Source organism: Chitinophaga sp. 01L420, from assembly GCF_056399985.1.
On the sequence record NZ_JBFTSK010000045.1, the window covers coordinates 25,705 to 48,226 of the forward strand.

At 46.2% G+C, this 22,522-nt stretch carries 18 protein-coding genes and 1 tRNA gene; 9 read left to right on the plus strand and 10 right to left on the minus strand.

The annotated features are described in order from the left end of the window. Positions 1–5: 5 nt before the first annotated feature. The 3 genes from AC1DP6_RS29570 to AC1DP6_RS29580 form a co-directional block, all read right to left on the minus strand. A complete protein-coding gene (locus tag AC1DP6_RS29570; protein ID WP_477058112.1) occupies positions 6–3,335 on the minus strand; it encodes a TonB-dependent receptor in 3,330 nt (1,109 codons plus the stop codon). 166 nt (positions 3,336–3,501) lie between these two features. Continuing rightward, on the minus strand, positions 3,502–4,485 hold the full coding sequence (locus tag AC1DP6_RS29575) for a FecR family protein (RefSeq protein ID WP_477058113.1): 984 nt from the start codon (positions 4,483–4,485) through the stop codon (positions 3,502–3,504). An 83-nt stretch (positions 4,486–4,568) separates the two neighbouring features. Continuing rightward, on the minus strand, positions 4,569–5,198 hold the full coding sequence (locus AC1DP6_RS29580; protein WP_477058114.1) for an RNA polymerase sigma factor: 630 nt from the start codon (positions 5,196–5,198) through the stop codon (positions 4,569–4,571). Between the two features lie 339 nt (positions 5,199–5,537). Between AC1DP6_RS29580 and AC1DP6_RS29585 the strand changes: the two genes are divergently transcribed. Further along, a complete protein-coding gene (locus tag AC1DP6_RS29585; protein ID WP_441576150.1) occupies positions 5,538–5,942 on the plus strand; it encodes a contact-dependent growth inhibition system immunity protein in 405 nt (134 codons plus the stop codon). Positions 5,943–6,062: 120 nt separating this feature from the next. Here AC1DP6_RS29585 and AC1DP6_RS29590 read toward each other — a convergent pair whose 3' ends face one another. From AC1DP6_RS29590 to dinB, 3 genes are all read right to left on the minus strand, one after another. Then, the gene (locus AC1DP6_RS29590) at positions 6,063–6,314 is read right to left on the minus strand and encodes a peroxiredoxin family protein (protein WP_477058115.1); all 252 of its coding nucleotides are present in this window, start codon (positions 6,312–6,314) and stop codon (positions 6,063–6,065) included. Then, positions 6,308–6,487 carry a hypothetical protein gene (locus AC1DP6_RS29595; protein WP_477058116.1) on the minus strand — a complete coding sequence of 60 codons (180 nt, stop codon included), beginning with the start codon at positions 6,485–6,487 and terminating at the stop codon, positions 6,308–6,310. The genes AC1DP6_RS29590 and AC1DP6_RS29595 overlap by 7 nt, the downstream gene beginning before the upstream one ends. A gap of 66 nt (positions 6,488–6,553) precedes the next feature. Further along, the gene (gene dinB, locus AC1DP6_RS29600) at positions 6,554–7,672 is read right to left on the minus strand and encodes a DNA polymerase IV (RefSeq protein ID WP_477058117.1); all 1,119 of its coding nucleotides are present in this window, start codon (positions 7,670–7,672) and stop codon (positions 6,554–6,556) included. Positions 7,673–7,783: 111 nt separating this feature from the next. Here dinB and AC1DP6_RS29605 point away from each other — a divergent pair, with 111 nt between their 5' ends. Continuing rightward, positions 7,784–8,368 (plus strand): pentapeptide repeat-containing protein, encoded by a 585-nt coding sequence (locus AC1DP6_RS29605; protein WP_477058118.1) that lies wholly within the window; start codon positions 7,784–7,786, stop codon positions 8,366–8,368. 50 nt (positions 8,369–8,418) lie between these two features. Here the strand turns inward: AC1DP6_RS29605 and lacZ are convergent, their stop codons facing one another. Beyond that, positions 8,419–11,583, minus strand: a complete 3,165-nt coding sequence (gene lacZ / locus AC1DP6_RS29610) for a beta-galactosidase, LacZ type (RefSeq protein WP_477058119.1) — start codon at positions 11,581–11,583, stop codon at positions 8,419–8,421. A 187-nt stretch (positions 11,584–11,770) separates the two neighbouring features. On the opposite strand from lacZ, the gene AC1DP6_RS29615 reads away from it, so the two are divergent. Then, on the plus strand, positions 11,771–12,172 hold the full coding sequence (locus tag AC1DP6_RS29615) for an SMI1/KNR4 family protein (RefSeq protein WP_477058120.1): 402 nt from the start codon (positions 11,771–11,773) through the stop codon (positions 12,170–12,172). A gap of 93 nt (positions 12,173–12,265) precedes the next feature. Here AC1DP6_RS29615 and AC1DP6_RS29620 read toward each other — a convergent pair whose 3' ends face one another. Further along, positions 12,266–12,640, minus strand: coding sequence for a hypothetical protein (locus tag AC1DP6_RS29620; protein ID WP_477058121.1), 375 nt, complete (start codon positions 12,638–12,640; stop codon positions 12,266–12,268). Positions 12,641–12,643: 3 nt separating this feature from the next. Next, entirely contained in the window at positions 12,644–12,994 is a 351-nt protein-coding gene (locus AC1DP6_RS29625) for a hypothetical protein (RefSeq protein ID WP_477058122.1), read from the minus strand. A gap of 506 nt (positions 12,995–13,500) precedes the next feature. Between AC1DP6_RS29625 and AC1DP6_RS29630 the strand changes: the two genes are divergently transcribed. The 5 genes from AC1DP6_RS29630 to AC1DP6_RS29650 all read left to right on the plus strand — a co-directional run bounded on the left by AC1DP6_RS29630 (position 13,501) and on the right by AC1DP6_RS29650 (position 21,067). Continuing rightward, on the plus strand, positions 13,501–14,382 hold the full coding sequence (locus AC1DP6_RS29630) for a helix-turn-helix domain-containing protein (RefSeq protein WP_477058123.1): 882 nt from the start codon (positions 13,501–13,503) through the stop codon (positions 14,380–14,382). A gap of 88 nt (positions 14,383–14,470) precedes the next feature. Then, entirely contained in the window at positions 14,471–17,197 is a 2,727-nt protein-coding gene (locus tag AC1DP6_RS29635; protein WP_477058124.1) for a DUF1553 domain-containing protein, read from the plus strand. 5 nt (positions 17,198–17,202) lie between these two features. Then, a complete protein-coding gene (locus AC1DP6_RS29640) occupies positions 17,203–18,690 on the plus strand; it encodes a DUF1501 domain-containing protein (protein ID WP_477024208.1) in 1,488 nt (495 codons plus the stop codon). Between the two features lie 26 nt (positions 18,691–18,716). After that, positions 18,717–19,625: a sugar phosphate isomerase/epimerase family protein gene (locus AC1DP6_RS29645; RefSeq protein WP_477058125.1), complete on the plus strand. Its 909-nt coding sequence runs from the start codon at positions 18,717–18,719 to the stop codon at positions 19,623–19,625. Continuing rightward, the gene (locus AC1DP6_RS29650) at positions 19,622–21,067 is read left to right on the plus strand and encodes a c-type cytochrome domain-containing protein (protein ID WP_477058126.1); all 1,446 of its coding nucleotides are present in this window, start codon (positions 19,622–19,624) and stop codon (positions 21,065–21,067) included. Before AC1DP6_RS29645 ends, AC1DP6_RS29650 begins: the two co-directional genes overlap by 4 nt. A 77-nt stretch (positions 21,068–21,144) precedes the next feature. On the opposite strand, the gene AC1DP6_RS29655 is transcribed toward AC1DP6_RS29650, so the two are convergent. Further along, positions 21,145–22,155, minus strand: coding sequence for a helix-turn-helix transcriptional regulator (locus tag AC1DP6_RS29655; RefSeq protein ID WP_477058127.1), 1,011 nt, complete (start codon positions 22,153–22,155; stop codon positions 21,145–21,147). A 247-nt stretch (positions 22,156–22,402) separates the two neighbouring features. Here AC1DP6_RS29655 and AC1DP6_RS29660 point away from each other — a divergent pair. Then, positions 22,403–22,520: transfer RNA gene (locus AC1DP6_RS29660), tRNA-OTHER, on the plus strand. The last annotated feature ends 2 nt before the right edge of the window (positions 22,521–22,522 follow it).

Sequence of the window (22,522 nt, forward strand, 5' to 3'; positions counted from 1 at the left end):
AAAAATTAAAAACTTACATTCACTCCGGCGGAAACCGTGCGGGGGCGTGGATAATAAGCGCGGTCTATACCTACGTCCAGCGGATCGCCACCATTACCATCGCGCATCCCTACCTCCGGATCAAAGCCGTCATACTTTGTGATGGTGAGCAGGTTTTCACCGGCTACATATACCCTCACTTTGCTAAAGCCCCATTTGTGCAACAGCGTTTTCGGCAATGAATAACCTATCTGCAGATTATTCAACCGCAGGAAACTGCCATTCTCTATCCAGCGATCAGAAGGGCGCATGTTATTGTTAGGATCGAGTACGTTTACACGCGGCTCTTTATTGGAAGTACCTTCTCCCGTCCACGTTTGTGTTTTATCCGGCGCAAAATAATTGGAGATACCGGAGCCATTGGTATTGTTTTTCCAGGCAGTATAAATCTGGTTACCACCGCGTCCATTAAGGGTAAAGGCCAGGTCTATGTTTTTATAATAGAAAGATGCAGAGAAGCCATACGTATGGGTAGCCCATGGATTACCAATATAGGTCTGGTCCTTATCATCAATAATATGATCGCCGTTCAGGTCTTTAAAACGTATATCGCCGGGAGCAGCGCCGGTTTGTTTGGCAGCCTTATCAATCTCTTTCTGGTTCTGGAAGATACCGTCGGTCTGATAGCCATAAAAAGCGCCAATAGGATGTCCTACGGACGTTTTGCTCACGTCTACCCCACTGGTGATTTCGCCGGCATAAAAGGCAGCGCCATCGTTGGTTAAGCTGGTCACTTCATTATGATTGATGGCGAAGTTAAAAGACAGGTCGTAACCGAAATCATGTTTGCGGTTGCTGTGAAAACCTAGCGTAAATTCAAATCCACGGTTCAACACATCCCCTCCATTTACATATGGTGCTTCCGGTACGCCTACAGAGGCCAGGATAGGCAGTTGTACCAGGATGCCGGAAGTAACGCGGTGGTAATAATCTGCTCCTGCTGTAATGCGATTATTGAACAACGTTGCATCAACTCCGAGATCTGTTTCTTTCGTAGTTTCCCATTTGAGGTCCATATTACCAATGCTGGAAGGTGTGGCGCCCAGGTAAATCAGCTGTCCCTTGCCGGCACCCAGCGGATACGGGATATTCACTTTCAGGGTGGATACGGTAGCACTGGTAGACAGTGATCCTTCATTACCCAGGGTTCCCCATCCGCCACGGAGTTTCAGGTCATTGATGAATTTCACATCTTTCAAAAAAGGCTCATTGGATAATCTCCATCCCAGCGAGAAAGAAGGGAAAGTACCAAAGCGGTTGTTGGCGCCAAACTTGGAGGAACCATCACGGCGTACATTAATCGTGGCGAGGTAGGTATTGTTATACGCATAGTTTACCCTGCCGAAGTAAGATAACATGCCCCATTTATCGCCGCCACCACCAATAGATTCACCGGAAGAAGCCAGCCCCAGGTATTGCAGGGAAGGCGACAACGTAGCATCTGCAGGCAGGTTTTGTCCGTAGGCACGGATATAAGTGTCATAGGAATACTGCGCGGTCACACCCAGCAATCCATCTATATGATGACGACCAAAATTGCGGCTGTAGTTCAACATATTTTCCCAGGCCCACTGCGTGCCATTCGAAGCCTCTTCTTCCAGGCTGCTCACATCTTCTTTCTGGGAATTGCTGACAAAGTATACCGGCACGTAAGAGCGTTGACGGCCATTACCTACCGTCACATTAAACTGTGATTTAAAATTTAATCCGGTAAGCAGGTCTGCCTGTCCATATACGGAAGCGGCCAGCTGCCATTGCTTTTCCAGGTGCTGGATATTTTCTACAGCGGCTACCGGGTTATAGGTATTGGCAAAAGGAGATACACCATAACTGCCGTCTGCATTCTTTACAGGAACGGTGGGCGCCATCTGCACAGCAGTGCTGATGATTCCCCTGGAATCACTGTCGTAGTCGGAGATGCTGTTACGGGTAGTATATGCGTAGTTGAAATTTTCTCCGAATTTCAACCAGGATTTCAGCTGATGGGAAGAATTGAATGCCACACCCAGTTTGCTGTAGTCGGTGCCTATCACGGTTCCTTTCTGTTTCAGGTAGCTACCGCTCATGCGATATACCGAACCATCTTTTCCTCCGGAAAAGGCCAGTTCATATTTACTGATAGGTGCATTTCTGAAAATCGCTTTCTGCCAGTCGGTGCCTTTGCCATAGCTGTCGGGGTTGGGAAAAACCGGTGTTTGTCCACCGGCCACCAGCGCGGCATTGTAATACTTTGCATAGGTCGCTGCATCTGTGAGGTCCAGTTTTTTATATACGCTTTGTATGCCGGTAAATGCATGTATGTCCGTTCTCATGTTACCAGCGCTACCCTTTTTGGTGGTGATCAGCACTACGCCGTTAGCACCGCGGGAGCCGTAGATAGCAGCAGCAGAAGCACTTTTCAGGATTTCTACCGACTGAATATCTTCCGGATCAAGGTTGTTGATATTCGCGAAAGGGTTGCCATCTACCACATACAGCGGATCGCTGTTGTTGATGGTACCTACACCACGTATGCGGATCATCATGCCGGTACCCGGAGCACCGGAGTTATTGGAAACGCTTAATCCTGCTACCTTGCCTACCAGCGCCTGATCGAGACTCCCTACAGACCTGTTTTCCAGCTGATCACCGGATACAGATCCTATAGAACCGGTGATATCTTTTTTGGCCTGCGTACCGTAACCTACTACCAGCACTTCATTCAGTGCATTAAGGGAAGGCTTCATGATGATATGCAGTTCTTTGTTCTCGCCCTCTCCTACGCTCACTTTCAGCAGGCGTTGGGAAGTAAAGGAAATAAAACTGATTTCAACAGTATAGGTACCGGGTTCAATGGTCATGCTGAAAGTGCCGTCGTTGGCGCTGACCATGCTTTTATTCAATTCTGGGATGCGGATGCTGGCGCCCGGGAGTGGTTCATTTTTTTCATCCGTAATACGACCGGCGATGGTGCCGGGTGTTTTAGGGATGACTATTTTTTCCTTACCGATGACCACCATATTGTTGATGACTTCATAATCGTAGCCGGTGGCAGCCAGGAGTTTATGCAGTATTTCATCGAGAGCAGTTTGTTTGAAATCCGCGTCCCGGATGGTTTTCGTGCTGAGTGCTGCTTTATCATAGGCAAACGATATTTTACTGGCAGCAGATAGCTCTGCCATGGCGGCTGCCAGCGTTTTATCCTTGAAATGAATCTGCAGCTTAATGTGGCTGAGTTCCTGGGCAGCGCCGGTAGCGGCCTGTAAACAGGCAGTGCCGGCCAGGATCATTCCTAAAAGAAGTGTTGAAATTCTCATAAGGTGTTTGCTTAACCCCGTAAGGTTTTTTTCCATAATTTTGAATCGTTTAAATGATGATAAACTCGTTTAAATGCAGGGATATTCATACACCTTCCCGGGAGCTGAATACCTTGCTGGTGAAGGGCGGAAGTTGTTTCAGCAACTTTCGCTTTTTTATTATTTGTTAGTACATCGTAATGGTCTGCTCATTGATACGATAATGTGTATCTGTAATTCTGGAGATAGCCGGCATGATGGTGTTTATTTTATCTCCGGTCCTCAGCTGTAGTGAGAAACGAATCTGCCTGATCTCTTTTCGTTTGGTTTGCAGCGTATAGCCAAAGTTGTTATACAATACCAGTGACAGTTCCTCAAATGAGGCGCCGTCCAGGTTGATGATGCCTTCCTTCCAGGTGTTGGCTATGGCGGCCGGGCGGTTGCCGGTGCTAAATGTGCGTTTTGTTTTATCCCAGGTCAGTTGCTGATCGGCGTTCAGAGTAGTGAGTGCGCTGTCGCCGGACAGGATGCCTACCTTACCGGTAGCCACCTGGATATGGATATCGGGCAGCTGGGGCCAGGCATTGATATTAAAAGATGTCCCCAGTACAACGGTGCTGATTTTTTCTGTATGCACGATAAAGGGTTGGGCAGCTGTTTGTGCAATGTCGAAAAAGGCCTCTCCTTCCAGTTGTACGGTTCTTGTTTTACCATCAAAGTGAGCCGGGTAATGCAGCGTACTGTTGGCATTCAGCCATACGGCGCTACCATCAGCGAGGGTTATTTTCAGTTGCTTACCCACGGGGGTATGAGTGCTAAGTAACTTTTCGGGAGCAGATGTAGCTGGCTGGTGACGGCCGAAAAAAGAAATACCAAGAATAAACAGGACAAGAATAGCTGCCGCGGCGCTGAACACGGCACGGTAGCGGTTTATTTTCTTTACCAGGGTATGTCGTGGCAGGTCGGGCACATCTGCCGGTACCTGTTGATGGATGCTGTTGAGCAGGCGGGCACGGACCTCTTCCCGGTGTACAGCATCTTTAAATGCGGGGCGTTGTCCATTGTTTTCATCAAAGGAAGCATACCACGCATCCAGCAGCCGGATATCTTCCGGGGAGCATTTGCCCTGCGCTTCTTTTTCTAATAGTTCCAGTAGTTGTTGTTTATTCACCGGTAGCTTTTAGAAACATACTCGAACAACGGGACACAATGTACCGGTTGTATTTCAAGCTTAACGTTGCGATAACATCAGGATCAGTGATGTCTTAATAATACAGCGGTAATAATCATGATTGCCTGGCTGCTTTTATCTTCTGCCAGGTTGTAGTGGTGGAGGGCGAGCCGGATGCGTTTAATGGCTGCGCTGATCTGGTTTCTGACGGTTTGATCGGAAAGGGCCAGTTCTGTGGCAATTTCTTCGTTGGAGAGCATTTTTTTCCGGCTCAGCAGGAAAACGGTCTTCATTTTCTCCGGCATCTTGCTGATTTCGGTTTCCAGTAATGCTTCCAGTTCTTTTTTCATGAGTTGATCGTCCGGGTGGGCGGTATAGCGAACGGCGGTTACTTCTGTGTTGGCCACAAAGGCCTCCTGTACTAAACTTCTCCTGTAGCAGTCGATGATCTTTCCTTTCAGAGCGCGATGAAGCCAGGCCCTGATGGAGCCGTCTTTCTGGAGTACAGCCGGATTTTTCAGGAGTGACAAAAAAACGTCCTGTAAAATATCTTCTGCGTCCTGTGGCGTTGCCAGCCGGCGAAAGGCTACCTCATAGAGTTCCTGCCAGTATTGTTCATAAATTTCGTCAAAATATGGGCGGCTTCTTTCCTTGTTATCAAGGCCGGCATTACGTTGTTCATCTGATGAGTGGTGGTCTGAATTGGAATACATCCTGCTGCTCTTAAGAAATTCAATTGGTTTCTGTAAATTGCACCTGCAAAACTCTGGTATGCAGCGTGAATTAGCGCCGGTTTACAATAATTTAATGTCAGAGTAAAATAATACAAAATGTTAAAAGGAGGAAAATTTTGTTTCTCCATCAACAATATTCATTATATTTATAGCTGTTGATCCTGGTTTCTTATAACCGCCGGCGCTGACCGGCTACCGCAACACCTGCATAAACTCCGCAGGAATCTGGCAGATGATCACCATCAAAAGAAAAAATTGCGCGTTGAAATCATCTTCATAATAATTATTTTATTAGCACGAAAAGAGAGACACATTTTTATGAATAAGAAAGATATCTGGAGATATAAATCTTTAGAGCAGTTGGAGAATAAGACTTGGGGAACGGCCACAGAACAGGATTCGGGAGTACTTCAGAAATGTCTAGCCTTAGTTAAAGTACCTGTAGTAAAATTATCTGCAAGTGAATTGCGGACGTTAATCGGACAATCATTTAATCCTACCTACCTGGTACCTTTAGCACTGGAAATATTAAAAACCGATGTACTGGTTACTGCCGGTATGTATCCCGGCGATCTGCTGAAGAACGTACTGGACGTACCTTCCACGTTTTGGGAAGAACATCCTGACCTTCACAAAAGCCTGATCGATATGATGCAGGACAGAAGTGAAGAAATAGAAACTGAAATCGACTTACCTGAGTTCTGGCGTAAAGCAGAAGCGTAATAAGAAAATTACGAATTACGAATGTAGGAGGGAAAGCAATGATTTTTCTCTACGCTATTATCTGTATTTCATACCCGTAATTCGTAATCCGTAATTCTTTCCTGGCGTATTTCTTTCAGCTTATTCACCAAAGCATCCCCACGCAGATTTTGGCAATGATCTTCCCTTGAGGATCAGGCAGGAAATTTTGTGGAATGTCGTAACGCTGTACAGGCGGGCTGCTTCATTGCTCCATGCTTTAAGATCAGATACCTGCAGCCAGTTGAGATGATCGCTGGCAATGGCACTGAGCCAATAGTCCTTTTTGGAGTCCAGGGAAAACCCCAGGATAGTGAATCCGTTGTCTTTATACTGCTCAAAAGCTTTTACCACATTTGGATTTTCTGCCCTGCAGGGACCACAACAGCTGGCCGGGAATCGATCAGCAGGTATTTACTCCGCAAAGAAGAAAAACGGACTTCATGGCCGGCAGTATCTGCCTCTGCGAAATCCGGCGCCATAGCACCGATGGCCGTGAGCTTACCGGCTTCAATGTTTACAGCCAACCGGTTGCCTTATGCACTTTCTTTTACCTTTGCAGGCAAACCGTTAAAGGTTTTTAAAAGAAATCGTTATTCCTCAAAATCAAAAAGCGATAACTGTGCGGATTGATGGGGCTTTCCTTCGGGGATCGTTGGTTCATGAAAATTGGATAACGTGATGCCCAGCAGGCGTATGCGCTTATCTTCCGGGGAAGAAGCCGCCAGTAATTGTTTGGCGGTATCAACGATCGTATCAAAGTCCCCTACCGGGAAAGGAAAAGATTGGTTGCGGGTAATTTGTTTAAAATCACTGTATTTTATTTTCAGCGTAATCGTACGGCCTTTGAGGTTATACCGTTGCAGCCGGTCGTATACTGTTTTCGCTATTTTTATTAGTTCAGCTTCCATATCAGCAATCTCTGTGAGATCATATGGAAAAGTATCTTCTGCGCCCAGTGATTTTGTTTCGCGGTGAGGTTGTACCTCCCGGTCGTCCAGACCGCGCACTATGCGGTAGTAAAAACTACCCACTTTACCGAAATGCGTTTTCAGGTCCTGCTCCGACAATTTTTTCAGATCGGCGCCGGTAAAGAGTCCCATCCTTTTCATCTTATCGGCGGTAACTTTACCTACGCCATGAAATTTTTCCACCACCAATTGCTCCATGAACCCTTCAATCGCAGAAGGGCCTATAAAAGTAAGTCCGTCAGGTTTATTGAGGTCGGATGCTATTTTCGCTACAAATTTATTGATAGATACCCCGGCAGATGCCGTTAGCTGCAGCTCATCACGGATAGCCTGCTTGATCTGTTTGGCGATTTCGATAGCGGAGCCAATGTTTTGTTTGTCGGTGGTTACGTCCAGATAAGCTTCATCGAGCGACAATGGTTCAATGAGATCCGTGTAGCGGGAAAATATTTCCCGGATATGACGGGATACTTCCTTGTAGGCATCAAAACGGGGACGTACAAATATTAATTCGGGACAGAGTTGTTGTGCTCTTTTGGAGGGCATGGCAGAGCGTACACCAAATTTACGGGCTTCATAACTGGCAGTAGCTACTACCCCACCACGGCCTTCTGGCGAGCCACCTACTGCAATGGCTTTACCACGGTAAAGTGGATTATCACGCTGCTCTACGGACGCATAAAATGCGTCCATATCAATATGAATAATTTTTCGTTGTATGCTATTTACGCTGTTCTCCATTTCTACACCCGGAAGCGATGTAAAGATACAACGAAAAAATTTCCGGGATGCCGGTAAGAGGTATTTCTCCTCCCTCCTTAATCCTTATCTTTATGCACTAAATTTTAGGCTGTGACAGATTATGATCAGGACGTTTCACATGAACACAAGAAATTCGAAAACATCATCTGGGAAGGTAAAACAATTACCGGCAGAGAGTTTTATGAGTGTCAGTTTTATAAATGCAGTCTGAAGGAATGTATTTTTGTAGACTGCTCTTTTGAGAGATGTACTTTTGAAGATTGTGACCTGTCACTTATACAGTTCAAGAAAACTGCTTTCAGCCGGGTCGTATTGCAGCATTCCAAAGCGATCGGTGTTGCCTGGCACAATGCCCGGGATCCGCTTACGGTAGACTTTCATCATAGCCGCATCAGCTACTGCAGTTTTTCAGGTAAAAACCTGAAGAAAGGCGTGTTTATTCATTGTCAGGCGGATGAAGTGGATTTTTCTGCCTGTAATTTATCGTTGGCTAATTTTACAGGAACAGATCTGGCAGGGGCACGTTTTGCCAACACCGATCTTACGCAGGCAAATTTCGTAGGGGCGCAACGATATGCAATTAATGTGCAGGAGAATAAGGTGAGGAAAGCGAAGTTTAGTTTGCCGGATGCGCTGGCATTGCTGGATGGATTGGGCGTGGAGATTGTGGAATAAAAAGCCCCGACCATACTGCCGGGGCTCCTCCTCTGCTTTTTGCTTTCTTCTTATTTCAATGGCTTTATCCAATAACTATAAAACTGATCACTATACGGAATCCTGTATTCTTTCAGTGGCATAGAACCCCAACTGTCAATTCCCTGCACTCCGGATTGCTGCATATCTATATGCATATAAATCATGTTACGCGGTATCAGTTCACCAGAATGATATTGTTTTTTATCTGCTTCCGGATCCAGGTCATCCATACTGTATGGCAGAGCGGAGAAGTTAAACAGTTTTCCGGCTACGTATTCAAACCTCAACCCTTTGCCTTTCTTATTGGTAAGATTTACCCAGCGAACATCAGATTTGTTGCCGCTTTCCTGTGGACGCGCATAAGGAAAGTATTGGCTGTCTACCGATTGTTGATAGATACCAAGGAAAGAAGCCGTCTTTCTATCCCAATAGTTTTCCCATGGACCACGGCCATAGTAGCTGATCTGGCTGAGTTGTCTGCTCAACTGCAAATCGTTCCCTACACGCAGCAGTAACGGATATTTACCTTTGATGACGTTTAACTGATTCTCTACTCTTACCGCGCCATCGCCATATACATTGAATGTTTGGGTAACAGTTGCTTCCCCTTCCAGTAATTCCTTTTTGATAGTAACGATATAGCTACCTTCTGTTTTCAGGAGTGTAGCGCTTATTAGCTTTCCTTCAGCGGCCGCATTACGCCATTTACGCAGGGAGTGATTAAAGCCTGCGCCAATATCATTGTCGGTAGGGGYACGCCAGAATGCTGGCTGAAGACTTCCTTCCAACAAGGGTTCGCCCTGTAGTTCATAATTGTTTAAGGTACCCTTGTTCATATCAAAAGACAATGCGAAACCGCTTCCTTTGATCTGTAAGGATCCGGGCGTTTCTATTGCTGTCAGTGCGGGCTGTTTACGTGCTACGATGCTATCACTTTTCACGGTGGGCCGCCATGTAAACTGCTCTGCTGCTATTTCGTAGCCGGCAGGAATAAATGGTTCTTTCTCTTTTAATTTATAGTGTACAGTAAGAAAATATTCCTTGTCAGTTTTCACTTTAGATTTAAATGGCAATGCGATACTTATCTGTTGCTGTGGTCCGACTTTAAGATCCTTGATGCTGCCACGTTCTATCGGTTTCCCATCTTCCAGAATTTCCCAGGTTAACTGATAGTTAGCCAGGTCCCGGAAGAAATAACCATTACGGATAGTAATAGAATCCCATCCATTAGACGTAGTGTGGATATGCTGATATACTTTTTTCACTTCTACCGCCATAGGCGTTAAACCGCGATGTGCAGTGACCACTCCTTTTACACAGAAATCATTGTCGCTGAAATCCTCGTTCACCGGGCCACTCAGCGGAAAATCACCGCCGTAGGCGAGGATGCGTCTACCATTTTTAACGGTATCAATGCCCTGATCTATCCACTCCCAGATGAAACCGCCCTGTAAGTAAGGATTGTTTTCAATAGCGGTCCAGTATTCCTGGAAGTTGCCGAGACTGTTACCCATTATATGTGCATATTCGCTCATGATCATCGGACGATCCGGATTACGTTGCGAATATTTTACCAGGGAGCCCGGAGATGGATATTGTGGTACGATCATATCCGTGTTATAATCATGCTCTGCACGTTCATATTGTACAGGCCGGGTGCTGTCTTTTGCTTTCAACCAGTCGTACGCCTCATAGAAGTTACAGCCATTACCCGCTTCATTACCTAATGACCAGGTGACTACTGCTGCGTGATTTTTATCTCTTTCGTACATCCGTTGTATCCTCTCCAGGTGTGGAACGCGCCATTGTTTGTCGTTGGCAAACGTATAGGCGAGATCGTAGTAACGTCCGTGGGATTCAATGTTCGCTTCATCAATGACATAAAGGCCATATTCATCGCACAATTGCATCCAGTAAGGATCAGGAGGATAGTGTGAATGACGTACCGCATTTACATTCAGTTGTTTCATCATTTCCATATCCTTGCGCATGTCGTCATGGGTAAGCGTATGGCCTTGCGTGGCGTTATGCTCATGACGGTTCACGCCTTTCAGGAAAACACGTTTGCCATTCACGAGAAAATTGCGGTTGGTGATTTCGATAGAGCGGAAGCCTACCCGCTGCGGAATAACTTCCAGTACCTGCCCGGCTTTATCTTTCAGGGTGATATAAAGCGTGTACAGGTAAGGAGTTTCGGCCGACCAGGTTTGCACTGCTGGTATTGCCTTATTGAATGAAAGGGTGGATTTGTAGTTCCCTAATACTTTCTGTACACCGCTGGTTTCCTCCCTGTAAATACTTTTCCCGCTGGCATCCCGGAGCTCTACTGCCACCGAAAAGGTATCAGGTTTACTATGATTGGTATTTTTATCTATGCGGTAATTATCTACCTCCATATCTATTTTAAAAATACCATTGGTATAGGATTTATCTAATGTAGAAGTGATCCTGAAATCGCGCACATCTATCTTCGGAGTAGCATACAGATATACTTCTCTTTCAATACCGGAGATGCGCCACATATCCTGGCATTCGAGGTATGAGCCATCACTCCAGCGGTATACCTGCAGTGCTACCAGGTTTTCACCCGGTTTTACATATCTGGTGATATCAAATTCTGCCGCCAGCTTACTATCTTCACTATAGCCTACCTTCTGACCATTGACCCAGATAAAGAAAGCAGATTTCACTGCGCCCAGATGAATGAACACCTGTTTCCCGTCCCATTGCTGCGGAATATTAATTTTTTTGCGGTAAGACCCCACCGGGTTATTATCTTCCGGAATATCAAAAGGTGCATTCAGATCTTCACCCGTTTTAGCACGGCCGGCAAATTCATAAGGCTGATTTACATAAATCGGCAGCCCGTAGCCATTCACTTCCCAGTTGGCCGGTACTTTAAAATTATCCCAGGCAGCATCATTAAAATCTACTTTATAGAAATCTACCGGGCGTTTCCGCGGATCCTGTACCCAATTGAATTTCCATTGACCATTGAGAGACAGGAAGCAGGCAGATTTTTCTTTTTCACGTTGCTCCGCCAGGACGTTGCTTTCATAAGCAAAAGCCGTGGCACGCATCGGCATTCTGTTTACCGATACCACTTCGGGTGTTTGTAGTTCTGTGGGTAACTGTTGCGCCCATCCCTTTATACAAAAAGCGGTGAGGGCTACCAGGAGTAGTCTTTCTTTCATTGTTCAGTTAAAAGTTCAGTAACCTATAAAGAAAGGATTATTTTCTTAAAGAGATGGATAAATTTGATGAGTGCAATATATCGGGTATGAGTGAGGAAAGGGGAGGGCGTTATATTATTAATAAAATTCTTTATTCATTCACATTAGCAATGCATCTTTGCTTCTGAGTAAAATAAATGGACTTTGTATGAATGAAACCATTGTCAACCTTACGAAGGGTCTCAGTGAGAATGCAACATTGGACCCAATTAGGTATAATGACTTACTGGCAACTATTGATTGTAAATTTCCACCTGATTACCTGGCATTTATGAAAGCGCGGAATGGAGGTGAGGGCTTTATAGCGGAAGGAAGATATGTAAAATTCTGGCCGCTGGAAGAGCTTTTGGAAGCGAATGAAGATTACTATGTACATGAATTTACACCGGCACTTTTTCTTATCGGCACAGATGGTGGTGGAAATGCTTTTGGACTGAAAAGAAAAGAAGGAATATTTATTGAAATCCATTTTATGGATATATCGGATGGGGATGCGGAGGAATGTGGCGAAGATTTCACTGCGTTTCTAACTTTCCTGTCACAACTTTAATTACCACCCAACAGTTTATGTACAGGCCGTATTCCTTCCGGATACGGCCTGTCTGCAATAAAAGAGGAGTAAACAACCTGGATGAAAGACCAGCTACAACGATACCATACTTCTTTTCTCTTTTGAAATACTCCTGCCTCTGAAGAACAGGTAARGATTAAAAAACAACATCACTCCCAGGTAGATAAAAAATCCGCCTATTTTAACGCTGAGGACTTCCATTAAAGAACCTGTACTTGTGATGCTGCGGGATATTTCCATGATCAGGAAAGCAAAGCCGAGGTTGAGTAAATAAAAACCGGTTTCAAACAGGGTGTTAGTAGCCGTAGCCAATTCTGTTTTGCCGTGAAAAATATCCAACATAAATACTTTACTGTTTTTGAACAGTGTGCGCGCCACTAGCAACGTAACGCTGATCACAACAGGCAGATAGATCAGGTAGGCAATGAAATTAAGAGAGGGTTGCATATACTATGATTTAAGATAAATGTTTCGTTTGCTGATAAAATAGATGATGAGCATGTTAAAGCAATGCAGGATGCCCAAAGAAACGAGGATCAGTCCTGTCATGGTAATGATGACCGTCATCATTTCTGTCCAGTTATGAATGGTATTCCAGGTGCTGATCATCACGGTGGCATAACCGATGTTGACGAGGTAATATCCCACAAGTAAAATATTGTTGATCGCATCGCCAAGGGTAGTATTCCTGTGTAACAAGCCCAGTATAAAAACCCTGCCGTTGCGGTAAAACAGCCACCCCACTTTTACAGTGATCAGGTAGGTGACAATGAGATAAATCAGGTAAGCAATGGTATTCATAACTGTTCATTTGCTTTCAGAAAACAAAGCTATTTTAATTTATTGAATTTTCAAAATGTTCTGAAAGTTTATACGAAAACCAGGTTTGCTTTTGCCCGCCCTCTTTAATATATTGGAGAACATATTGGGAACAATGAACATGAAATCATTACTGCTACTACTTTTAATTGTTAGCCGGCACGTTAAATCACAAGACAAGATTGCTCAATGGAACAAGTTGTTTGATTGACCTTATATTAAAGTGGGCATCGCAGCACAGATTAAGTGGATTTTCTTACTATGAAACAAAATTGGCCACATTCTGATCAGGAAGAAAGAAGGCTTTCAATATGATGACTACAGAAGCAATTCAGGATAATATATTTAATAATAATGCTAATAAGCTTTACATCCCTCCGGAGAAAAAGCTGGAACTTTGCGTTCGCCTGGTATGGGAGAACGCTCAATAATGCCGGGAAATAAAGAATAAATGGATTTTCTTACTTTGAGGTAAAACCAGCTGCGTTATGATCAGGAAGAAAGAAGGCTTTCAGGGCCAGCGTATGATAGTCATACCACGTAACATCCTGAGTAAAAACTGTGCTAAAGAACCGGTGCTGGCACCACTATACATTACCGACATCGGCTATTATCCGAAAGCCCTTTTCCATCACCGGAAACGGGCGCATGGGGCTGATCAGCATATATTAATTTACTGCATCGAAGGCAAAGGATGCATTACCATAAAAAAAGAAACCTTCACTATTCAGGCAGGCGACTGCTTCCTGCTACCCCGCAAGTGGGCACACGAATACAGCGCCGATACGGAAGATCCATGGACTATTTACTGGGTCCATTTCCTGGGCAGCAGCGCCGCAGCGATTGTAGATACCGCCATCAAAGAATGGAACAGCCATAAAATATTTCTGCCCCATTCCATAGAAAGGCTCGAACAGTTTGAAGGCATTTACCAGCAACTGCAGCGGGGTTACAGACAGGAAAATCTCGTTTATTCCAACATGAACTTCTGGTCTTTTTTGTCGTCCTGTATATATCCCGGTATATCAAAACCCGGAAAAGCAAGACAACACCATGATTCGATAGATCAGGTCATCGATTACATGAACAATCACCTCGATAAGATGCTCACCCTCCAACAAATGGCAAAAGCCGTAAACCTTTCACAGTCACACTTTTCCTTCCTTTTTAAAAGTAATACCGGCTTCTCACCCATAGAATATTTCAATCACCTGAAAGTACAGAAGGCTTGCCAGTACTTACTTTTCACACCGTTACGCATTAAAGAAGTCGCCATGCAACTGGGTATGGGAGACCCTTATTATTTCTCCCGGATGTTTACCAAAGTAATGGGCGTTTCGCCCAATCAGTACCGGGATAAGAAAGTTTAATCGTAAGATAATCCATCATAATCAGCGGATCATCTAGCAGCATTTTGTGGCAGCTAACCTATTTTTACAGAGTGTCAATCAATTGCTAATGCATCATTTCTCCACGTTGAGGGCAGTAGTGGCCCTTACACTTACTGCAGGCGCAGGCATTATGTTTACCGCCTGTCATTCCAACAAAAAAGTAGACTTCAGCACGGAAGTAAAACCAGTGCTGAACAAGCACTGTATCAGCTGCCATGGTGGGGTAAAACAAAACGGCGGATTTAGTGTACTGTTCCGGGAAGAAGCCCTGGGCATCACCAAATCCGGTAAACCGGCTATTATTCCCGGACACCCTGAAAAAAGTGAATTCATTCGCCGCCTTACCTGTAAAGATCCGAAAGAACGGATGCCCCAGAAAGGCGAGCCGCTTACCAATGCAGAAATAGACCTGCTCACCCGATGGGTGAAAGAAGGCGCCGAATGGGGAGAACACTGGGCTTACATTCCACCCAAACAAGTACCCGTACCGGATATCACCGTTGCCAATGGTAACAACATTGACCACTTCATACAGGAAAAGCTGAAAACAGAAGGGCTCAAACCCGCTCCTGAAGCGGATAAAATGACTCTGCTGCGCCGGGTAAGCATGGACCTTACCGGCCTGCCACCTACGCCGGAAATGGCCAAACAGTTTGCCGACAGCAAAGACCCAAACGCATATGAAAAAATAGTCGATACCCTCCTGCAATCTCCTCATTACGGCGAAAGGTGGACGGCCATGTGGCTGGATCTCGCCCGCTACTCCGATACCAAAGGTTATGAAAGAGACGAAGGCAGGAGAATATGGCGGTACCGCGACTGGCTCATAGATGCATTCAACAACGATATGCCTTATGACAGTTTCACCATCAATCAACTGGCGGGCGACCTGCTCCCCCATCCTACCAACGATCAGCTCATCGCCACAGCGTTTAACCGCAATACGATGACGAATGATGAAGGAGGTACGCAGGACGAAGAATTCCGCACTGCTGCTGTCATGGAGCGGGTAAGCACTACCATGGATGTATTCCAGGGCGTCACCATCGCCTGTGTACAGTGCCATGCCCACCCATACGATCCTTTCCACTTCGAAGATTATTATAAACTGCTGGCCTTCCTCAATAATACCCGCGATGAAGATACCCACATGGAACATCCTAAACTGCGTTTGTACGACAGCGTTAGTACCTCACAGGTGCAGGAAATCAGCAGTTGGGTAGCACAATACGGGAACAATACACAACAGCAGGATGTACAGGAATTCCTCAAAGTACTGGAACCTAAAGTACATGCCCATGACGCCGATCAATATATCAACGGCGCCCTGCTGGACACCAAATACATGGGCGTGCGCCACAATGGTAGCTGCCGCCTTCCGCATCAGCAACTGGATGGTAAAACACAGCTCTTCATGAACTATTGGACCGGCAATAAGGGCGGCACCATGGAAATAAAACTTGATAGTCTCAAAGGCAAAACGCTGCTCACCCACCAGCTGGCCACCACCAACGGAAGACTGGCCATCAGTATCCCATTGCCAGCTGTAACAGGCACACATGACCTGTTCCTGATATTCCGTAATGCGGCCATCAACCCGGCAGATGCCGTATGTGCAGTGGAATGGTTTGCCTTCCGCGGAGATATACCCGGCAAAGGAAAACCCGGCTACGATAAAATCAGCGCGGAAATGATGACCCTGATTAATCAGAACCCGGACGATATTCCCGTGATGATAGAAAATCCGGCCGTTACCTCCCGCGTCACCCATGTGTTTGAACGCGGCAACTGGCTGGTAAAAGGAAAGGTAGTCACCCCGGATGTGCCACATTCGCTCAACCCCTTCCCGAAAGATGCACCACGCAACCGGCTTGGGCTGGCACAATGGATGACCTCCACGCAAAACCCCCTCACCGCAAGGGTGATGGTTAACCGCTGCTGGGAACAAATCTTTGGTACAGGCATCGTAGAAACGCTGGAAGATTTCGGCTCTCAGGGCTTCTTACCTTCCCACCCGGAACTGCTCGACTACCTGGCTTATCGCTTTATGCACGATTATAAATGGCATGTAAAACCATTACTAAAAGAAATTGTATTATCAGCTGCATACAAACAAACATCTAACGCCACACCGGATTTACTGGAAAAAGATCCTGCTAACCGCCTGCTGGCGAGAGGCCCCCGATTCAGACTTACCTCGGAAGAAGTAAGGGACCAGGCACTCAGGATAAGCGGCCTTTTAAACCAGCAGCTGCATGGTCCGAGTATCATGCCTTTTCAACCGGACAACATCTGGCAAACCGTATACAATGGCGCCAGCTGGAATAAGGCTACTGATGGAAACCAATACCGTAGAGCAGTCTACGTTTATCAGAAACGCACCAGTCCCTACCCTTCCATGATTTCTTTTGACGGCAGCAGCCGGGAAGTTTGTCTGCAGCGCCGCATCCGCACCAACACGCCCTTGCAGGCACTGGTAACACTGAATGATCCTGTTTATATGGAAACCGCCACCACCCTGGCGAAGCATATGCAGCAAAACGGCGGCAACAACGTCACAGCGTGTATCCGTTGGGGTTACCAGACTGCGATGTATAAAACACTGCCCGATAATAAACTGAAAGTACTACAAACACTATATACACAGGCACTGCAGGAATTCCGCAAGGACCCCAATGCTGCCATGAAACTGCTGCAAAGCAAAAACAGTGAACCGCAACAGGCCGAACTGGCTGCCCTCGCAGTAGTCGCCAATGCCATTATGAACCTGGATGAATTCCTAACTAAATCCTAAGCAGTATGACTAAACATGCAAGACTGATAAAGGAAGCCAATGATACTACGCTGCGTTATTTTACCCGGCGCCACTTTCTGAAGGATTGTGTTACAGGACTCGGTGCTGCCGCCATCGGCTCTTTCCTGGCCAGCTGTGGTACCAGCAGCAAAACACTGGTGGATCTCAGCGGCAACCCGATGACACCCAAATCACCTCATTTTCCCGGCAGGGCTAAAAGTGTGATCTATCTCCACATGGCAGGAGCACCTTCCCAACTGGAATTATTCGATTATAAACCTGCCCTGCAGAAACTACATAACCAGTTATGCCCGGCTTCTTTTCTTGAAGGTAAAAAGTTTGCTTTCATCAGAGGCGTACCTAAAATGCTGGGCCCACAAGCGGTATTTAATCAGCATGGAGAATCGCGGGCGTGGATTTCCGATCACCTCCCACACTTCACTACCATGGCCGATGATGTGAGTTTCCTGAAGGCTGTGCAGACAGACCAGTTCAATCATGGCCCTGCACAGTTACTTATGCAAACCGGCAGCGCCAGACTGGGTCGCCCCAGTATAGGCTCCTGGGTAACGTACGGACTTGGCTCCGAAAACGACAACCTGCCCGGGTTTGTAGTACTGACTTCCGGTGGCAAAACACCAGATGCCGGTAAGAGTGTGTGGGGCAGTGGCTTTCTGCCTTCTGTGTACCAGGGCGTACAATGCAGGACCAAAGGAGAACCGGTATTGTTTCTTACCGATCCCGATGGCATGAGCAGAGACCTCCGCAAAGAATCCATCAATGCAATCAACGAAATAAATAAACAGGAATATACCGCCTTCGGCGATCCGGAAACATTATCGCGCATTTCCCAGTACGAGCTGGCTTATAAAATGCAGATCTCCGTACCGGATGTAATGAACATCAACAAGGAACCTGATTACATCCACGAAATGTACGGTACCCAGCCAGGTAAAGAATCCTTTGCCAACAACTGTCTGCTGGCCCGTAAGCTGGTTGAGAAAGGTGTACGCTTTGTACAATTGTATGACTGGGGCTGGGATACACATGGTACAGATGAAGGTGGGTCTATCGACTACGGCCTGCGTAACAAATGCCGGGAAATCGATCGTCCCATTACCGCACTGCTGCAGGATCTGAAGCAACGCGGATTATTAGACGAAACACTGGTGGTATGGGGCGGTGAGTTTGGCCGTACTCCCATGCAGGAAAACAGGGATGGAAAAGACATGCCTTTCATGGGCCGTGATCACCACGTAGAAGCCTTCACCATGTGGATGGCAGGCGCTGGTATCAAAAAAGGATTTTCTTACGGAGAAACCGATGAAATAGGCTATTCTGCTGTGAAAGGCAAAGTGGCCATCAATGATATTCATGCAACGATCCTGCAACAACTTGGATTCGATCATGAAAAACTCACTTATCAGTTCCAGGGACGTCCTTTCCGGTTAACAGATACCGGCGGAAAAGTAATTACACCCATATTAAGCTAAACATGGATCAACACAAACGAAATTTCTTGAAACAATCTGCTATACTGGCCTCTGCGTTATGTTTACCATCGCTGCCTAAGTTTGCCGCCGCTGCAGGCGTACCTGCAAAAGAAGGCTTTAAGTTAATCATCTTAGCCACCAACTGGGGCTACAACGGTAGTATCGATGCTTTTTGCCGCGATGCAAAAAACGCCGGCTACGATGGTATGGAAATATGGTGGCCTACAGAAGCCGCTGCACAACAGGAACTATTTGCCGCATTGGCCAAATACGAATTACAGGTAGGATATTTATGTGCAGGCTACGACAGCGACTATACGAAACACGCACAGCAATTTGAAACCGCGCTGAAGGCAGCCACCAGCAACAGTAAAATCAAACCATTATATATTAATTGTCATTCCGGCAGAGACTATTTTTCTTTTGAGCAAAACAGTGCGCTGATAGATATGACCATTCGCATATCAAAGCAATCCGGCGTACCGGTGTATCACGAAACGCACCGTTCCCGGATGATGTTTGCGGCGCATGTAGCCCGGAAATTTATTGAAGCAAAGCCCGATCTGCGGCTAACGCTGGACATTTCACACTGGTGCAACGTACACGAATCATTGCTGCAGGACCAGGTGGCTACGGTAGCTAAAGCACTGGATCGCGCGTCACATATACATGCACGTATTGGTCACCCGGAAGGCCCGCAGGTAAATGATCCCCGTGCTCCCGAGTGGGAAGGCGCGGTGAAAGCACATTTCGCGTGGTGGGACCAGGTAGTGCAAAAGCATCAGGCCGCCGGCAAACCGCTGACTTTCCTGACAGAATTTGGTCCGGCAGATTATCTGCCTACCCTCCCGTATACCCGTCAGCCGGTGGCTGATCAGTGGGATATCAATGTATATATGATGAAGCAGCTTAAACAACGTTATAGCAAACAATGAAATTACTGATTAGCACCGGCAGTTGGAGTATGTTTATAGGGCGCTCGCATCCTTTACTGGTCCATTTGCCCATAGGCATATTACTGATCGCTTGTATCCTGACATTGCTGGCCCGCCGGGAAAAATGGCGCCATCTTCAGTCTGCATTGCCCACCATATTGCTGGCAGCAGCTTTGTCTGCTATCGCCAGCTGTATTACCGGCTACCTGCTTTCACTGGATGGAGGATACGAAGAAAACCTATTACTAACACATAAATATCTGGGTATAGGCGTAGCCGTTATCAGCACCCTTCTGTACCTGTTGGAAAGAAAGAAAAACAAAGACCGCTTTCGCCGTTTGCAGGTACCGGCGGCGCTTCTCATGATACTGCTGCTGAGTGCTGCAGGGCATTATGGCGGCAGTCTTACCCACGGTGATGACTACCTCACACAGGCCATGCCTGCCGGACTACGGCAGCTCACCGGACTCAATAAATCCGTTGCTAACGTTACCGCGTATACGAACATTGGCGATGCCCGGTTGTACGAGGACCTGGTAAGACCTGTATTAGCAAATCGTTGTTATAGCTGTCATAATGAGCAGAAGCTGAAAGGCGGACTGCGACTGGAGTCAGTGGAACTAATCCGTAAAGGAGGAGAGCATGGCCCGGTATTGAAAGACAGCATGCCGGAGGAAAGCGAGTTATTCAAGCGACTGCTATTACCGGAAGAAGATGACCATCGTATGCCACCAAGAGGCAAACCAGCGGTAACTCCGCAGGAGCTGGAGCTGTTGCATTGGTGGATCGCACAGGGTGCACCTACCGGCAAAACCGTAAAGGAACTGCCCAAAACCACGCTGATGCTGGCAGTACTGGATGGCATGCAACCTGCTACCCCGTTGGATAAACAGGAATTTATTCCGGAAGACAAAGTATCCCCTGTAAGCGCACAAAGCATTGCTGCCCTGGAGGCGAAAGGTGTAAAAGTATTGCGGGTAGGTGCTGCCAGCAATTATGTAAACGTAGATTGTATCAATGCAGCCGCTTTCAACGATCGGGATATGCAGTTGCTGTTGCCCCTGAAAGATCAGCTGGTATGGCTGAATCTGGGTGGTACCCAGGTAACGGACAGCGCATTTCCGGTATTGGGAAAACTCCCGCACCTCGTGCGGCTGGACCTGAGAAATGTAGCCATAAAGGGAAAGGGAATGAATGCATTAAATGCCTGTACCAATTTGCGTTACCTCAATCTGGCAGGAACCGCTGTTACGGATGAGGGTTTATTGTCTCTCCAGAAAAATAAAAAACTACAACAGGTATATTTATATCAGGCAGGTGTTAAGCCGATGGCAGTTCAGCAATTGCGTCAGCAGTTGCCTAAACTGAAGATAGATACCGGTGGTTATCGTTTGCCACAGCTGGTATCCGACACCATGGTGTATCATAAAATTAGCGGTTAGCGATTAGCTATTAGCTGTTAGATTAGCGATGGTTGTGAGCTGGTGCTGTGAGCGATTGTGGTGAGCGATGGCAAACCCTATTCATAGCTTTTTGCGGCTTGCACCAGTCTTTTAGCAATGCGTGTGGCCAGGGATTTGGGGGACAATACTTTCATGTGTTCTCCAAATCCCATAATTTCTCTTTCCAGCTCAAAGTTCAGCACTACCTCAATGCTCACAATGGTACCCTTTTCGTTTTCCCTCAGCACCTGCTGGGAATGGTGCAGTGGCTTTGTCAGCACATAAGGCGCATGTTTCTTATCTATTTCCAGCACCACTTTATGTGCCACCTCTTTCTCTGACTTGGTAACACCGATCAGGTTACCGAAGTATTCTTCGAAAGAAATGCCATCGTAGGCGATGAATTTCTCTTTAGGCAGTTCCTGCAAACTGATGATGCGGTCAAGCGCCATCGTTGTCAGCATGGGCGTGTGTTTGATGCGGGTGATGAGGAACCAGCGGTTGCGGTATTCTTTCAGCAGGTAAGGATAACAGATATGTTCCTTTGCTTCGCTGGCTTTAAAAGATTTATATTCTATCAGTAATGCTTTGCGGTGCAGGGTAGCCTGGTACAGTGGGTTAATATGTGCCAGTCCCAGTAACTGATGGTTATTCTCAAACTGAATACAGTTCAGGTGTGTGTCGGTTGATTTATAGAGATTATTTTCCAGCCGGGCAATCATATCGCTCATATCATCGAAGTAGCTGAAGCCATTAAATTGTTTCAGCACGGCTACTATTTCTTTCATCTTATCTACATCCCCATCGTTAATAGGTGCATTGGTGATGCTATACGCCGGATCACTGTAGGCATAGTACTTACGGTCCTTTACTTCTATGGGAGCATTATATCCCAGCTTATCACTGCGCATCAGCTGAATATCCGCCTGGATGGTTCGCTTGCTCACCCCCGAGCTGATGCCTTCTGCATTATATAATACATCTGCTACTTTATCTATCAGATCTTCCAGGGTCCACTTACGATACCGGTTGCGTAAACAATCATCGATGGCTTTATACCGGATCAGGGCAAGTTTATTGATGGACATACACAGCTTTTATACAAAGAAAACAAAACACTACGCATTCTACCTGCGCACATATCATTCCCTTAAAAACAATTATCTCACAAATTAATGATTATCATCTGTTTAAAATATTTTTTTAAATAAATTTTAAGTGCGCAAGTATACTGCGCACTTACCATTGCATCTTTGTGTCATCGGAAGCGGTCAAGCAAATGTTACTTCAACTCACTCCAAATGAAAAACATTTACGATTACCGCCGAAGATGGAAAAGCAGTAGCGCAATGGTAGCGCACCGTACTAGAAGTTTTAAAATTACCCACAGGTCAATTAAAACTTACTTCTGCAAGGGATGCGGGGGTTGCTGGTTCGAATCCAGCCTGCTTTACT